General features: G+C 40.0%; 12 protein-coding genes. 9 read left to right on the top strand and 3 right to left on the bottom strand.

Annotation, left to right across the window (positions count from 1 at the left end; translation table 11 throughout):
* Positions 1-183: 183 nt before the first annotated feature.
* Positions 184-351, top strand: coding sequence for a hypothetical protein (locus MUB24_RS11985; RefSeq protein WP_244704334.1), 168 nt, complete (start codon positions 184-186; stop codon positions 349-351).
* Positions 348-920 carry a hypothetical protein gene (locus tag MUB24_RS11980; protein WP_244704332.1) on the top strand — a complete coding sequence of 191 codons (573 nt, stop codon included), beginning with the start codon at positions 348-350 and terminating at the stop codon, positions 918-920. Before MUB24_RS11985 ends, MUB24_RS11980 begins: the two co-directional genes overlap by 4 nt.
* 205 nt (positions 921-1125) lie before the next feature.
* Here the strand turns inward: MUB24_RS11980 and ahpF are convergent, their stop codons facing one another.
* The 3 genes from ahpF to MUB24_RS11965 form a co-directional block, all read right to left on the bottom strand.
* On the bottom strand, positions 1126-2655 hold the full coding sequence (gene ahpF, locus MUB24_RS11975; RefSeq protein WP_244704330.1) for an alkyl hydroperoxide reductase subunit F: 1530 nt from the start codon (positions 2653-2655) through the stop codon (positions 1126-1128).
* Between the two features lie 14 nt (positions 2656-2669).
* Positions 2670-3239, bottom strand: a complete 570-nt coding sequence (gene ahpC / locus MUB24_RS11970) for an alkyl hydroperoxide reductase subunit C (protein WP_244704328.1) — start codon at positions 3237-3239, stop codon at positions 2670-2672.
* A gap of 671 nt (positions 3240-3910) precedes the next feature.
* The gene (locus tag MUB24_RS11965; RefSeq protein WP_244704326.1) at positions 3911-4057 is read right to left on the bottom strand and encodes a manganese catalase family protein; all 147 of its coding nucleotides are present in this window, start codon (positions 4055-4057) and stop codon (positions 3911-3913) included.
* Positions 4058-4314: 257 nt separating this feature from the next.
* Between MUB24_RS11965 and MUB24_RS11960 the strand changes: the two genes are divergently transcribed.
* From MUB24_RS11960 to MUB24_RS11930, 7 genes are all read left to right on the top strand, one after another.
* Positions 4315-5172: a TolB family protein gene (locus MUB24_RS11960; protein ID WP_244704324.1), complete on the top strand. Its 858-nt coding sequence runs from the start codon at positions 4315-4317 to the stop codon at positions 5170-5172.
* Between the two features lie 261 nt (positions 5173-5433).
* Complete coding sequence (locus tag MUB24_RS11955; RefSeq protein ID WP_244704322.1) at positions 5434-7719, top strand: ABC transporter ATP-binding protein; 2286 nt, start codon at positions 5434-5436, stop codon at positions 7717-7719.
* Entirely contained in the window at positions 7720-8277 is a 558-nt protein-coding gene (locus MUB24_RS11950) for a DUF1854 domain-containing protein (RefSeq protein WP_244704320.1), read from the top strand.
* A 189-nt stretch (positions 8278-8466) separates the two neighbouring features.
* The gene (locus MUB24_RS11945; RefSeq protein ID WP_244704318.1) at positions 8467-10674 is read left to right on the top strand and encodes an ABC transporter ATP-binding protein; all 2208 of its coding nucleotides are present in this window, start codon (positions 8467-8469) and stop codon (positions 10672-10674) included.
* Between the two features lie 100 nt (positions 10675-10774).
* Entirely contained in the window at positions 10775-11224 is a 450-nt protein-coding gene (locus MUB24_RS11940; RefSeq protein WP_244704317.1) for a GNAT family N-acetyltransferase, read from the top strand.
* 1150 nt (positions 11225-12374) lie between these two features.
* The gene (locus tag MUB24_RS11935; RefSeq protein WP_396426745.1) at positions 12375-15764 is read left to right on the top strand and encodes a rhamnogalacturonan lyase family protein; all 3390 of its coding nucleotides are present in this window, start codon (positions 12375-12377) and stop codon (positions 15762-15764) included.
* 160 nt (positions 15765-15924) lie between these two features.
* Positions 15925-16494, top strand: a complete 570-nt coding sequence (locus MUB24_RS11930; protein WP_244704315.1) for a hypothetical protein — start codon at positions 15925-15927, stop codon at positions 16492-16494.
* The last annotated feature ends 121 nt before the right edge of the window (positions 16495-16615 follow it).

Raw genomic sequence — 16615 nt, 5'->3', positions numbered from 1 at the left:
TATACTCATATGCATGGGGAAGTCCCGCTTCTACTATATACCAACATGCATTCTTTACTCAGGTAGAAAAATATTCCTGTATTTTTTTGAAAAAAGCAAAACTTTCTTAAGTTGTAGTCGTCTTTAAGTATAGGAGAGATTTAATATTATTCCTAAAATTTAAACAAAAGGGAGATGTTAGTTATGTGGTCTGTGAGTAAGTCAAAGTGGTTTGTTGTTTTTCTTTCATTTATTTTGTTTAGTAGTATTTGTCTTAAACCTGTCTTAGCAGCGGATAAAGCTGAACGCTATGAATTTAGTGAACAAGAAATGAAAGTTTTCAATGATTTTTATGGTGGTCCAGTTAAATGAGCGAATCAAATAATGTGAATTACTTCAAACTATCTAAAGAATACGAAAGACATAAGCACCGTTTGATTTTCACTAAAGAAGTAGTCATGCGTATCTTAAAAGAAAAATTTAATGCAGAGGAAATTCCAAAGAAAAAAATACTAGACTTAGAGGGAAGTGATCAAGTAAATCATAAATACGTATTCGCCGCTTTTAGTATTACGAATTCTACAACCTTAGATGCCCTTTTCACCTCTGAAGAAAAAAGAGAGCACCAGGAGGAAATTGAGGATAACAAAAATCATCATTTTGATTGGTCAAATGTTACTCCAGGTGAAGAAGAGTTTGTACAATGGGGGTTAGACTGGCAAGAAGGACGACGTATAACATTAGTATTGGAATCTCAAGATAACAAGTATGTAAGTGGGTGGGATATGCGTGCCGATAGTATAAAACTTAATTGCTATCTAAATGCACTTACTTATGGCCCTATTTATGAACAGAATAAGAAGAAGGGTAGAGTAGATACAGAGTATTTCCACTACTATCTAGATAACCTAAATAAATTTGGCTTTTTAAATAAGAAATAGAAAAAGTATAAATTCTAATTTCCAGAATATCCAATTGAATCAAAAGAATTTGTCGACCGAATTTTCCCATATAAGGTCTAATGAAGGTAAAACAGCAGTTAGTGATAGTATGTAAAGGGGTTAAATCACAACACAAATAAGTAGGGTAGGAAAGTAGAGAAAAAAACTGTTGGAAAGGAATGTTTCCAACAGTTTTCCTTCTCTACTAACTTCGAACAAGATAATCGAAAGCACTTAGGGATGCTGTTGCGCCAGATCCCATGGAAATAATGATTTGCTTAAATGGAGCAGTGGTGCAGTCTCCAGCAGCAAATACGCCAGGTACATTCGTTGCTCCACGATTGTCTACAATAATCTCACCGAACTTATTACGCTCAACGGCATCGCCTAACCAGTCTGTATTTGGTACAAGACCAATCTGAACAAATACTCCTGATAGTTCAATATGCTGTTCAATTCCTGTATCACGCTCAATATAAGTAATCCCATTTACGCTGTCTGTACCGGTGATTTCTTTTGTTTGAACATTTTTGAGGACCGTTACATTCGGTAGACTATCAAGACGATCTTGCAAGATGGAATCAGCTTTTAGTTCTGGCATAAATTCAAGAACCGTTACATGCTTTACAATTCCTGCGAGGTCAATGGCTGCCTCTATACCAGAATTACCACCGCCAATAACGGCTACGTGTTTTCCTTCAAACAAGGGACCATCACAGTGAGGGCAGTAGGCTACCCCTTTATTCTTGAATTCAGCTTCGCCAGGTACGCCAATATTACGCCAACGAGCACCTGTTGAAAGGATAACCGTTTTACTCTTTAGAACCGCCCCGTTTTCCAGTTCAATTTCAATAAGGTCCTTCTTTTCTAAACGTTTGGCACGCTGTAAATTCATGACATCAATGTTGTACTCTTTCACATGCTCTTCAAGATTCGCCGCAAGCTTAGGACCCTCAGTGTGTTTCACGCTGATAAAGTTTTCAATGGTCGCCGTATCCAAAATCTGACCACCGAAGCGGTCAGCGACAATGCCAGTACGAATGCCTTTACGGGCCGCATAGACGGCTGCACTCGCACCCGCTGGTCCGCCGCCCACTACAAGCACATCGAAGGGATCCTTGTTTTCAAACTCTGTTGCATCAGGAGCGCTCCCAAGCTTGGCAAGAATTTCTTCAAGTGACATCCGTCCGTTACCAAATGGTTCTCCATTTAGGTAGACAGTTGGGACAGCCATGATGTTTTTGCGTTCCACTTCTTCTTTATAAGCCGCTCCATCAATCATCGTGTGCGAAATGTTAGGATTCAAAACACTCATTACGTTCAATGCTTGTACAACATCCGGACAGTTTTGACAGGTTAGGCTTACATACGTTTCGAAATGGTAAGATTCATCTAGATTTTTAATCTGGTCAATGACTTTTTCATCAACCTTTGGCGCCCTTCCGCTTACTTGTAAGAGGGCAAGAACGAGAGAAGTGAATTCATGGCCAAGAGGGACCCCAGCAAAAGTAATTCCGGTATCTTCGCCGATCCGATTCACACTAAAGCTCGGTGTTCTCTCTAGGTCAGCGTGCTCTACTTTAATCCGAGGTGACATAGTGGCTAATTCGTCCACTAGTTCTAGGGTATTGCGGGAAACATCATCTGTTCCCGCACTTACCTTGAGGAGCACGTCGCCTTCCAACATTTGCAGATATTGGGCTAATTGTGCTTTGATATTTTCATCTAATAACATGGATGTCGCACTCCTTAAATTTTACCTACAAGATCAAGGCTTGGCTTAAGTGTTTCAGAACCTTCTTCCCATTTAGCTGGGCAAACCTCACCTGGATTGTTGCGCACATATTGTGCGGCTTTAATTTTGCTAATAAGTGTGCTTGCATCACGGCCGATACCATCCGCGTTGATTTCCGCGGCTTGAACGATGCCATCTGGATCAATGATGAATGTACCACGTTGGGCAAGTCCTAATTCTTCGTCCAATACATCGAAGTTGCGAGAGATGGTTTGTGAAGGGTCACCGATCATCGTATATTCAATTTTGCTGATGGCATCTGAGTGGTCATGCCATGCCTTATGTGTAAAATGGGTATCCGTTGAAACGGAATAGACTTCAACTCCAAGCTCTTTTAGTTCTGCATATTGATTTTGTAGATCCTCAAGTTCAGTTGGGCAAACAAATGAAAAGTCTGCCGGATAGAAGCAAACAACACTCCATTGACCTTTTAAGTTTTCTTCCGTAACCTCGATAAACTCACCGTTACTGCTATTGTATGCTGACGCTTTGAATGGTTGTACTTCTTTTCCAATTAAAGACATAAGACATTTCCTCCTCGAATATTTTTTAAAAATTTCGCTCTCTTAGAATCTTATAGTTTAACTATAATAATTCTAATTCAAAACTTATTATTATATAAAAGTTATCATTTGTCAAACATAATGCTACACTTTATGGTGATTTCCTTTCATTGCAATTGTAAGTCTGAACTGAAAGCTCATTTTGATTGAAAGTGGCTTTATTTATTCATGCAAAATCTAAGTTCTGAATTCTCAATTACTATTCACGCTTCTCTATTAGTAAACACGAAATAGAAAAATATTGGAAAAAAGCAGAAATCGTAAATTTTTTCTCTATAATAGAGGGTAGGGTGATTTGAATCAAAGGAAAGGTATTTTTTCATTGAAAGGTAAGAAAGCATAAAAATTGGCTAATGTTTGGATCTAGCTCCAGGCACCATCGGCTCGAGGTCAAATAACCTGAGACAATAAAAGTCAAGACCGGACTTTTATTGTCTCAGAACATTTGCTTGTCGACGATTACGGGCGCCTTGCGCTTTTCTTACTTTCATGTGCCTAAACCCCAGACAGCCTATTAAGCGATGACGCTGGGGCAGACACCATTTGGGTCGACTTACGTTTGTTTTTAGTGTTGGTCTTTCGGCATGTATGACACTTCTCCACTTTATCCTAAGCCTAGCCAGAGAACGACCTTAGGGAAATAAGCCATGAAAGTGATACTGCATCATGAATGTCATTTCGCCTGATTGTCCGCCTATTACCCTTTCAAATTGTTGGGCTTTTACGGGATCTGGCTTACCTGCCTTTTTGTATGGGCGTTTTTTCACTTGATGAGGCATGAATCCATCTCCTAATAATGAATGTCATTTCGTCGAGCTTTTTTATTTTTTCCCTTTGTTAAAGGAAATATGAGCTTCATTTGTTGAAAGGCGGTTTTTTAAAACTTGAATTGGGGTGCAAGGATTATAGGAAGGCGCATTTCCATTTGGAAACGAATTTTAATCATTGTGTTTTAAAGGGATCAGGGGACTTCTTGTAGAATATATATTATCTGTATGACTTTAAGGAGGTAAATGAAAAGGAAGGGTTGGATTTAATGAAAGATCCTGATCGGGAAAATACAAGAAGCTTTCTGGAAACAATTCGAATAGAAACGGGTGAGAGGGAGACTTTGGCGAAATTTGATCAGGTGATCGAAGCACCTAACTGGACTCGTGATGGTAAACTTATTTATAACAGTGGGGGATATCTTTATTCCTTTGATATCAATAGTCTTGAAAGCACTGTCATTGATTCGGGATTTGCTACCTCCTGCAATAATGATCATGTCTTATCTCCTGATGAAAAGCATATTGGCGTTAGTCACCATACCTTGGAAGATCGTCAATCCCGTATTTATATTTTTGAAAGGAGGGGCGGTCATCCGACTCTGGTCACTCCAATGGCGCCCTCTTATTTACACGGTTGGTCACCTGATGGGAAAACTTTGGCTTACTGTGCTGAGCGTAATGGACAATTTGACATCTATACAATCCCAGCAATAGGAGGGGTGGAGAAGCGGCTCACGGATATCCCAGGATTGGATGATGGACCGGAATACTCGCCAGATGGTCACCATATTTGGTTTAATTCCACACGCACTGGTTCCATGCAAATCTGGCGGATGAATGTGGATGGCAGCGAACAGACACAAATGACTTTTGAGGAAAGCCATAATTGGTTTCCGCATGTGTCACCTGATGGTAAACATATCGTATATCTGGCGTATCAGAAAGGGAATGTTAAACCTGAAGATCATCCACCGAATAAGGATGTTGAGTTACGCTTGATGCCAAGTTCCGGTGGTGAATCTCGCTTGCTCGTGAAACTATTCGGGGGACAGGGTACAATCAATGTGAACTCTTGGTCACCAGACAGTAAGCAACTGGCTTTTGTAAGGTATGAACTGAATTAAATGGCTGGAAGTCGATTATGAGATCGTTTAAGGACGTAAAGCTAGAGCTGTTGTGGCATAACTTGGTTTTGAGTTTAATCGTTATAATGATTAATGTCCTTGTTATTTATGACGTTCTTGATATAGAAAAAAGGTATAGGTTAGACCTGCTATTCTGTTGTACCAGGCGTTATATAGTATTTTTAATGGGAATTAAAATTTAGGATTGGGAATGAGGTTCTTAATACTTCATTCGGTGTGAGGTGCATAATTGAAAAGTATATGAAACAGTTACCAGAAGAACTCATGACCTTATTGTCACAAAAAGGATTATTAGAAGAGGATATGATTGATTGGCTGGTCTGTGACCGCGGCATTGATGGTGGTTTTGTCGATGCCTATTTGATTCTCACGAAGGATTCACTTTATCGACTATCGAATGATCAAAAGAAAGAGGAGAAAGTTTTTAAAGGATTTCGTTTTGCCAATCGGAAAAAGAAAAGTCCTACTCCTATTGTAGCGGACAAATTCCATGTCGATCGATTTAGACTGGAGGATGTTGAAAGTGTTTACACTGTAAACCTGATTGCCTCTGGACTGATTGTTATAAAAGCCCCGGAAGAAAAAGCGATTGCGGCCTTGACAAATGGAGCTATGGCTGCTGCGGCAAAATTCGTCTCAACCTTCACGAAATTAAAAAATAACCAACCGATTGATAGGTATGAAGAGGATGATACAAGCAAAAAGACCTGTCCCAAATGTGGAATGATTTATCCTGATCAGGATCGTCAAGTCTGTCCCAAATGTCTAAAGAAGGGGGCCATATTTACAAGGCTGTTAGGTTTTACAACGAATCATAAATTATCCATTTTTTTAATTATTTTATTTATGCTCCTCAATTCAGCAACTGGGCTTGTCATCCCTTATTTTCAAGGAACCGTATTATTTGACCAAGCACTTGGGGGAACTGGCCGGTTTGCTGGGAAAATTGCACTTGTTATTCTCATCATCATTATTTTTCGGACATTATCATTAGTCTTTGGAATTTTATTTGGTGTGATCAATGCCCGTATGGCTGCGAATATTGTTTTCGATCTGAAGGCGAGTATTTTTACCTCCATGCAGAGACTGTCTTTATCCTTTTTTCAAAAAAGGCAAACAGGTCAATTGATGACAAGAGTGAATGATGATGCAAATGAACTGCAGTTTTTCTTTGTGGAAGGGATTCCTTATTTTGTTGTCAATGCGATCAATATTATTGGGGTTACCACCATACTGCTTGTAATGGATTGGAAACTAACCCTCGTTTGTTTGATTCCATTGCCATTTGTCGTTTTGCTCATCCGCTGGGTCTTTCCAAAATTATGGCGAATGTCGTGGAAAAGGCATAGGAAAGCGAGTGCCATGAACTCGATTATTAGTGACACCGTGCGTAGTGCAAGAATCGTCAAGGCGTTTGGGAAGGAAAAAGTGGAGATTAATCGCTTTCAGGGGGCAAATGTTTCTTTTTCCGATGCTGAACAAAGATTTAATAAGATGAGTAGTACGATTTTCCCAATTATTAATATGTTAACCCAGATTGGAGGCGTGTTGATTTGGGCCTTTGGTGGCTGGAGAGTGATGGGGGGAGAGTTAACATTCGGGCAAATCATGACCTTCATTACATATATTTACATGCTATTTGGGCCAATCCAATTTATGAATGATATCGCAGGTTGGTGGTCTTACTGCATGTCAGCGGCACAGCGAATTTTTGAAATTCAAGATGCTGTTCCTGAAATAACGGAAAAAGAAGATGCCCTTCATTTGGAAGGATTTGCAGGGGATATAGAGATTTCCAAGATTCATTTTCATTATGAGCCCAATAAGCCGATTTTGCAGGACGTATCGTTAACAGCAAGGCCAGGGCAAATGATCGGCATTGTTGGTCCTTCGGGGGCGGGTAAATCCACACTCGTAAACTTAATTTCGCGCCTTTATGATGTACATGAAGGGGAAATTAAACTGGATGGAATCAATGTAAAAGATTTATCAACAGATACGTTGCGAAAACATATTGGGATTGTGTCGCAGGAAGTGTATGTATTTATCGGAACCATCGCCGAAAACATTGCTTATGCAAATCCGGATTGTTCACTTGAGGATATTATTCATGCGGCTAAAATCGCAAATGCCCATGATTTTATTGAGAATCTTCCGGAAGGCTATGATACGGTTGTCGGTACTGGTGGATACAGTCTATCAGGTGGTGAAAAGCAACGAATTTCGATTGCTAGAGCCATTTTACATGATCCAAAAATATTAATATTGGATGAGGCAACGGCATCACTAGATACAGAGACAGAATTACAAATCCAAGAAGCACTCGAATCATTGGCAGAGGGACGAACCACAATCGCCATTGCCCATCGGCTATCGACATTACGAAATGCGGACTACTTATATGTGATGGAAAATGGGAAGGTCGTAGAGGATGGGACACATGAAGAGCTGATGAACAAAGATGCGATATATGCCGGCATGGTGAAAAAGCATGAAGAAGCCTTAAAGATGAAAGAGGTGGTTTAAATGGAGAAGCTGGATATTGCAAACAGTGATCATGAAGTGGGCGACACGAAAACAGACCTAGCAGAAGCGGCTAAAATAAATTACTTAACAAAACATAATGCAGTCTTTATGGAGACGGATGGTCATATGCTTACAGTTAATGTCAATGGAGAAGTCTATCCAGCTGTTTATTTACATTGCTCTTTTCCGCATACGGATAAAAGAATTTTTATTTCAGTAAGAACGGGTGAGAATAAAGAAATTGGCATGATCAAATCGTTGGACGATTTTCCTAGTGAGATTGTAAGTCTGCTAGAGGAACATATCAATTTGCGCTATTTTGCTCCCGAAATTACAAAAATAAATAAAATAAGCGAAGAATTCGGTTATTCTTATTGGGATACAGAAACGAGTTCGGGAAGCTGCTATTTTACCGTCCGAATGGGGCGAGGCAATGTCACGGCCGTCACTGCCAACAAGGTGTTAATTACAGATGTAGATGGAAACCGCTTTATTATTCAGGACCTAAGCGCCCTAACAGATAAAGAATACCGAATGGTCGAAATGTGCATGACGTGAGAAATGCGGAGGGCGGTTGTTCAGGGGCGACAAGCAAATGTTCTGAAACCGAAGAAGGGCGTATTTCCCTTCTACGGTTTCAGGATATATTGAGGAACATCGGCTAAAAACTTGGGGTCAATCGCTACGCCGTTCTGACCTACATCCTGCAAATTAATTTTCTTATTTTTTTAAAAGAGGAAGGCGATTATGAATTTAAACTATGAACTTTCAGAGCAAGATCGGTTAGCTGTTCGACAAGCGATAGGGGACACCATTCGTTATTGTGTACCTGCCGATCTATCGCTTAGTGGACGAAGAATTTTGGGATACTTCGTGATTGGAAATGAAAAATGGGCTTATGTTGAAAGAGGGGAAGTAAAAGAAAGTGCCCTTATATCAGAAGCTTATGATTATAAAGTGGTTCCCCTGATTGGGAATGCCATTCTTGAAGCGACAGACGAACTTGGAAAGCGGATCATTGTCAGAGTATCAATGGAGCATGTAGCGCGCTTTGCTTATATTGCTCAAATATTAAATTACATCGCAACAAACAGTGAAATTCGGATTTACAATGAGGAAGAAGAACAAGTTTGCTCGAACTGTGGTGGCAGATTACTTCATGGTTCGAGAATTTGCCCGAAATGTACGAATAAAGCGGCAGTATTAAAAAGATTATTAGGCGTGTCCACATCCCATTGGCGGATGCTCGCATTAGGATTATTCATTTTATTTGTTACTTCAGCTGTTGCTCTATCTGGACCTTATTTTCAAAAGCTGCTCGTCAATTCCTCACTCCAGCCACCAGAAGGACAAAGTCCAAGCATCTCTATGTTCTTTTTGGCGATTGGGGGTATCCTATTTGCACTAGTTGCGGGGGAACTTTTAAATGTAGTAAAGGGGCGAGTGATGGCGACTGTCAGCTCAACAATTGCCGCTGATTTAAGAAAGCTCGTCTATGAAAAAATCCAAAACCTTTCGCTTGGATTTTTGACATCGCAAAGAGCAGGCGATCTAATGAATCGGGTTACACAAGACACGAATCGTATTAGACGACTGATTCAAGAGGTATTTACAACAGCCATTTATCAAGTGATTATGCTGATCGCGGTGACCGTTCTTTTGTTAACAACTGACTGGCGTTTAGCCTTAATCGTACTATTACCGGCACCGTTTGTCGCTTATTTACAATTTATGACGTGGCGTGTAATCGTTAGAAGACTCTTCCGCAAGCAATGGATGATCTTTGATCGGGCAAACTCCTATCTCCATGATGTGCTGAGTGGGATTAGAGTGGTGAAAACATTTGGAAAAGAACAACGTGAAATCAAACGGTTTAGACAATACAATACAGAGTATGCGGCAGCCGCTTTTCAATCAGAAAAAATATACAGCATTCTGACACCGATCTCTACGTATTTACTGCAAATTGGCACTTATTTTGTCTTATTAGTAGGATGTAATATGATTCTAAAGGGTGATTTGAACCTTGGGGAGCTTGTCCAATTCACAGGCTATGCCAGTATGATTTTTGGACCTCTTGCCTGGCTTATGAATATGCCAAGATGGATCGCCAATGCTGTGATCGCCATTGATCGTATTTTTTCAGTGATAGATGAAGAACCAGAGATTTTTGATAAAGAAACATCTGTATCCCATTCCATCCATGGGCATATCGCATTTAAAGATGTGACATTTGGGTATAAGTCTTATGAACCTGTTTTAAAGCATATTAATTTTGAGATACAGCCAGGGGAAATGATTGGGCTAGTTGGGCATTCTGGTTCAGGGAAGTCTACGCTGATTAATCTTGTATCTCGCTTCTATGATGTAAACGAAGGAGAAATTTTAATCGATGGGATCGATATCAGGACGATCCGGCAGGAAGAGATGCGTGCCCAAATAGGGGTTGTCCTGCAAGAAACGATGTTGTTTAGAGGATCCATTATGGAAAATATCCGTTATTCCAAGCCGGAGGCAACGATGGAAGAGGTGATTCAGGCAGCAAAAATTGCCAATGCCCATGAATTTATTATTAACCTACCAGATGGCTATGATACGAGATTAGAAGAGAACGGCAATAATTTATCAGGTGGGGAGCGACAACGCATTACGATTGCTCGAGCCGTACTCCATAATCCCCGCATCTTAATTTTGGACGAAGCGACCGCCTCCCTTGATATCGAGACCGAAACAGTGATTCAGGAAGCCTTACAGCGGATTACGAAAAACCGTACAACGATCGCCATTGCCCACAGGCTCTCAACCTTAAAGAATGCCGATCGACTTTTTGTTCTAAATAAGGGAGAAATCGCAGAAGTTGGAACCCATCAAGAATTAATGCAAAAACGAGGAATTTATTATGGTTTGATCATGGCTCAGCGGAATATGACGAAAACGAAGGTGAAGACGGGGTAGGGGTATGACAATTTACCCTCGCCCCCTTTCTTCTTTTTAGGTATGCGGTTTGTGGTTGGAGGAATAGAGAAATGACCTAGATATTGGGAGTTGGGAATAAATGTATCATATAAGACCCTGTTTAATAAGTGATATAAATTCTGTGTTAAAGCTATCTAAGCAATGGGCAAACGAATTTGTTACAATTGGTTATGAAAATGTTCAACATACAGAAGAAAAATTGGTTAAATTTATCAGTGATTACTTTTATGTGGTGACAACAATGGAAGAGGAGATAGTGGGTTATGGTTTTGGGGAAGTGAATAAGGGAAATGCCAGTCCGGTAATTCCCTATGACCAAAGCTATTTAGAAATATATGAAGTATTCATACACCCAGAGCACAGAAAGCAAGGATTAGGGAAAAGATTAGTTAAGACCTTAATCACCAAAGCTGAAGAAAATAATGTAACTCGGGCATTAGTAGGTTCTTCAAATAAAAAATGGGAAGAAACAAATCATTTTTATGAAGAATTCGGTTTTAAGATGTGGTATATACAAATGTATAAATAAGAGGGGTTGGCGGTGTTGAGTATGTTTATGTAAAAAGCTTCGAAAAAAATGACCGTCTATGAGTCTAAAGGGTCCTTTCTTCGTAAAATAGGGACTCTTTTTTTAAAAGGTAAGAAAGAAAAATTGGCTAATGCTCCAGCGCCTCAATTATAGGTGTTACTATCGGATATATTTTTTCTTTTTTTTAATGTCTTTAAATATGGGGTGTTGATTTCCGCAGAAGGCACTCGCTTTCCGCGGGTGGTACGGGGAGCCTCCTCGGTGCTCCGCCCCTGTGGGGTCTCCCCAGCTCCGTTTTCCCGCAGGAGTCTCGTGCCTTCTGCTCCAATCAACCTGTATAAATGGAAAGAAACTCTCCCTTTTTCTTACTATAAAATTCGGGCCTACCAGAGTGATCGTCCTTGTGGTATTTTATCAGAGCAGAAAGCCTTAACGGCGAATAAACGCAACATGATGACGAATAAAGACAGAGCATGACGAGTAAAAGTTGCCTGACGACGAATAAAAACGAGTAACGACGAATAAATCTATCCCAACGACGAATAAAGGATATAATAAAGGATATATAATGTCTTTTCATATACCGAACATCGTTAAACGGGGCTTGCGCTTTTTATGCAGAATTTTAAAATAGACAAATCATTCTAGTAAAGGAAGTTTTGCAAAGTTTCCAAGCAAAATAAAGGTCTATAGTAAGATTCAATAAAAACGGTGGGCTATTCTTCATTGATACTACAGAAAATAACTGTTTTTCAAACATTTTCAACGGTTATTTGAATTCCAGTTACTGTAATTTTTTATATAAAATGAAATTGAAAGCGTTTTCTGATAAAATTTGTTAAAGGAGGGAATTTTTCATTTTGTACGGATGGTCCGGAAAATGCACAACACCAGGAATCTTCTTGCACTTTCACAGAAAAAATAGAAAGGTCAGGTGTGTCGGATGTTGGAGGAGGCCGTTTCTGATGAAATGGGAGGCTTGATTTTTAGACGGAGGATAGCCTGCTGAAGGAAGGCTATACGCAGATTATGAGATTTAGAAACAAGGGGAACGAATTTTGGAATGCAGATGGAAAGTCATTAAGCACGAGCATGCAAGGTACAAATCAGTATAGAAGCAACTTATTTGATAAAAATAAGGGGGATTTCCATGGGTAGAAAGTTTTCGATTTTCATGGTATTTTTGTTGGTGTTTTCTCTATTATCACAGAGCGGTGTGCTCGCAGATACTAAAGAAGACAAGCCAGTGAATTTTAAGTTTGATTTTGGTTCAGAAACAAGTCCAGTAGAAGAAGGCTATCTCAAGGTAGCTAATACACTTATATATAATAAGGAAGTAGGATATGGATTTAATAAAGAGGTAGAATTTCGAGATCGTGGCGAACCGGATAATCTACGAAGGGACTTTGTCCTAGCAGATGGCGCTGAATTTATGGTTGATTTACCGAATGGGGATTATTTTATTAGAATTATTGCTGGGGATCATATAGCCTTTAACCGTAGTAGCTTTATTATAGAAGGAGAAGACCATGGTAGCATCACTTCTCAGTCAGGAGAGTATTCAGAACTGACAGCCAATATAGTCGTTTCAGATGAACAGTTAAATATTAAAATCGGGGAGAATGGCCGCATGAATGCGTTGGAAATTACTTCAATGTCTGAGATTCCAAAGCTTGAGCTTAGCGAAGTATCTCTGTCACCAAAAACTTTTGTCAAACTCAATTGGAGTGCAGATGAAGGGGCTAAAAGCTATAAGATTTACCGAAAACAAGATGGAGATCAAGTGTTTACGCATATCGATGATTCAACAAAAGCTGAATATACCGATGAAACTGTTGAATTAGGCTCAAGCTATACTTACGCTGTATCGTTGGTTAATGACCAAGGGATCGAATCGGCGAAAAGCAATGAAGTAACAGTAGAAATGATCGATCATTCTGTTGCTATCCCTGAAGCACCAACAGGGTTAGAACTTGAAAGTGCTTTAGAGGATTCAGTTGCTTTTAAATGGGAACCCGTTGATGGGGCAGTTGAATACCATATCTATCGGTCTCGATTTAATCAGGAGGATTATCCAGATTATGAAGTCAATTATACAAAAGTCGGTGTAACGAAGAATACTAGTTTTACAGATGATTCCATTTTCACTACTAACCATTACTATTATGTAGTTTTTGCGGTAAATGAAGGTGGAATATCGGAGGCATCAGAGGTGTTAGAAACGCCCATTACTAAAAAACAGTTGCGGCAAATGGAAGATCTCAACCGTTCATTGGTTGCAGTGGACACAGAGAACGGTATCTATGTAGGTTGGAGGATGTTGGGTACAGACCCTAAAAGTGTAACTTTTGATCTCTACCGTGATGGAGAAAAGGTGAACAAGGAACCGATTACTACAAGTACAAACTATTTAGATGAAGAGGGAACAATTGATTCGAAATATCAGGTGCGTGTCAATAACGGCAATGGTGATCCAGTGACAGAAGAGGTAGGGGTCTGGTCTGAACAATATTTAAGCATTCCACTGGATAAGCCAGAAGGTGGAGTCAGCCCTGATGGAGTAGAATACATGTATTCTGCAAATGATGCTAGTGTTGGTGATGTGAACGGGGACGGAAATTACGAGATTATTTTAAAATGGGATCCATCAAACTCAAAGGATAATTCACATAGTGGCTATACAGGCAATGTATATATTGATGCCTACACTCTTGAAGGTGAAAAACTATGGAGAATTGATCTGGGAAAAAATATCCGAGCAGGTGCCCATTACACTCAATTCCTAGTATATGACTTTGACGGAGATGGTAAAGCAGAAGTCGTTGTGAAGACAGCAGATGGAACCGTTGATGGGGTTGGTAATGTCATTGGTGACCCTGATGCCGATTATCGTAATTCTAATGGATATATATTGGATGGTCCAGAGTATTTGACCGTGTTTAATGGTGAAACAGGAGAGGCGATGGAAACAATAGATTATTATCCTCCACGTGGCAATGTTAACGATTGGGGAGATAATTACGGAAACCGTGTAGACCGCTTCTTAGCCGGTGTCGCCTATTTGGATGGTGAACGCCCGAGTTTCGTAATGGCACGTGGTTATTATACTCGAACTGTCTTGGCGGCCTATAATTGGCGTGATGGTAAATTAACGGAAGAGTGGGTATTTGATAGTGATGAACCTGGAAATGAAGCGTATGCTGGACAGGGAAATCACAGCTTATCTGTAGCGGATGTCGATGGAGATGGAAAGGATGAAATTATCTATGGCGGTATGGTCATCAATAACGATGGTACCGGACTTTATTCAACAGGCTTCGGACATGGGGATGCAGGTCATGTAAGTAATTTCAACCCTAATCGCCCTGGTTTGGAAATCTATGAATCTTATGAAGATAAAAGCTCTCCATATGGCTTTGCGATACGGGATGCAGAAACAGGTGAAGTGTTATCTGGAAAACGTACAGGTACAGATGTTGGACGTGCGCTGATAGCAGACATAGATCCGCGCTATGATGGTGCAGAATATTGGGCTTCTAGTAGTTGGGATGGATCCAGTGGTAAGAGTGGTCTTTTCTCAGTAGAAGGTGAATTGATTACCAAGGAGACACCAAGTTCCATGAACTTTGCTATTTGGTGGGATGGAGATTTACTCCGTGAGTTACTAGATCATGACTTTAACCCTAATGTTGATCCACATGGTGTCGGAAAAATTGAAAAGTGGAATTGGGAAACAGAAAAATTAGAAACCATCTTTGTCCCGGAAGGCACTCGATCCAATAATCATACAAAGGGAAATCCAACCCTGCAAGCTGACTTATTTGGAGATTGGCGAGAAGAAGTCATTTGGCCTTCTGCTGATAGTACGGAATTACGTATCTATACGACAACAGATGTTACAGAGCATAGAATCTATACTTTAATGCATGATCCGCAATACCGTTTGGCGATTGCCTGGCAAAATGTTGCTTATAACCAACCACCACATCCGAGCTTCTTTATCGGAGCGGGCATGGAAGAACCGCCAATGCCGAATATTGAAATGGTAAAAGGAGATAGGGAAGATCCAGAACTGGATGTTTCTGAACTAGAATCCCTGTTGAAGGAAGCAAAATTAATCAAGAATGATGGGAACTATACAAAAGTTACATTTACTGCCTTGCAAAATGCTATTTTGGTCGCAGAGAAAGCTATGAATGAAGTAAAAACAGAGGATGAATTGAACGCTGCGATTGCCGCATTACAATCAGCGATCGATGGGCTACTCACTCTAGATGAATTTAATACTTCTTATATGCTTTCGACTCTTGAAACTTATCAAGAAGATTTATCTGAAAAAGAGTATCGTTCCCTCAATACGCATTTGACTGCAGTCGGTCAATTTGAGAAAAAAGGAGCGGCTGAGAAGGTCGTCAAACATTTGAAAAACTTCAAGAAACTACTTGAGCATCAGTTGGAAAACAATCTGATTTCTCAAGAACTGTACGAAATACTGAAGGCAGATTCTGATTCGCTTATTCAGAAATGGGAAGGAAAATAAGAGGGTGATCTAGAAAGTATTTATAAGGGAATTTCCCATGTTCTTCCTGGCGTGGGGAATTCCGGAAAATTAGAAGAATCACCAGTTTTACACATTCTATCAATCTGATAGGATCGATTTACTTGTTAAGATTCTGAAGCCTCTAGGAAGGGAGATGAAAATGAGGAGTTACCGAAAAAAGAAAGAAAATGAGAATTCGCGTAAAAGCAGGACAAGACTACCACCGTTCCAGTTGTTGATTCTCTTCTACTTGTTACTTCTTCTTGGCTCACAGCTCACATCACCGACTAGTGCCTCGTTTCAAGATGTGACAACGATCAAGGGGACACTATCTGCAGATCATGATTTTGGATATCAACAGGAGGAGAAAGATTCGCCCCTTCAAAATGAGAATGAAAATACAGCAGATGTGTCTGATGAAGGTGTTGAAGAAGATAAAATGGATGAAAAAGAAGTGCAGAACGATGGGGAAATCCCTAAAAAGGGCGAAGAAGAACAAAAGGACCATTCGATAGAGGAAGAGGTGGACCACGAAAAAAAACAAGATCGAGTGAGTTCAAAGGAAATATCTAATGCAGATACTGATGCCAAAGGGAAGCAGGAAGAAAGGAAAGAGGACGAACTCGAAGCAGAAAAAGCTACGAAAAAGGAAGAGCAAGAGGATCTCAAACTAGATTCCGACAATACCACAATAGAATCGGATTTGCATAAATCAGATCCATCGGAGTGAAGCGAATATGAAAGGGAAAACCATCTTAAAGTGGATAAGTAATTGTCTTTCAACCCTGTTCATTATCCTGCTAGTTTGTGCTGTATTGATCGTCATTTCATCGCGGGCGGCAGGAGGGGAA

The organism is Lederbergia sp. NSJ-179 (assembly GCF_022867885.1).
In the GTDB taxonomy this organism is placed as follows: domain Bacteria; phylum Bacillota; class Bacilli; order Bacillales; family Bacillaceae_C; genus Lederbergia.
Note: the sequence above shows the minus strand (reverse complement) of the source record. Positions and strands in the feature narration are given on the sequence as shown.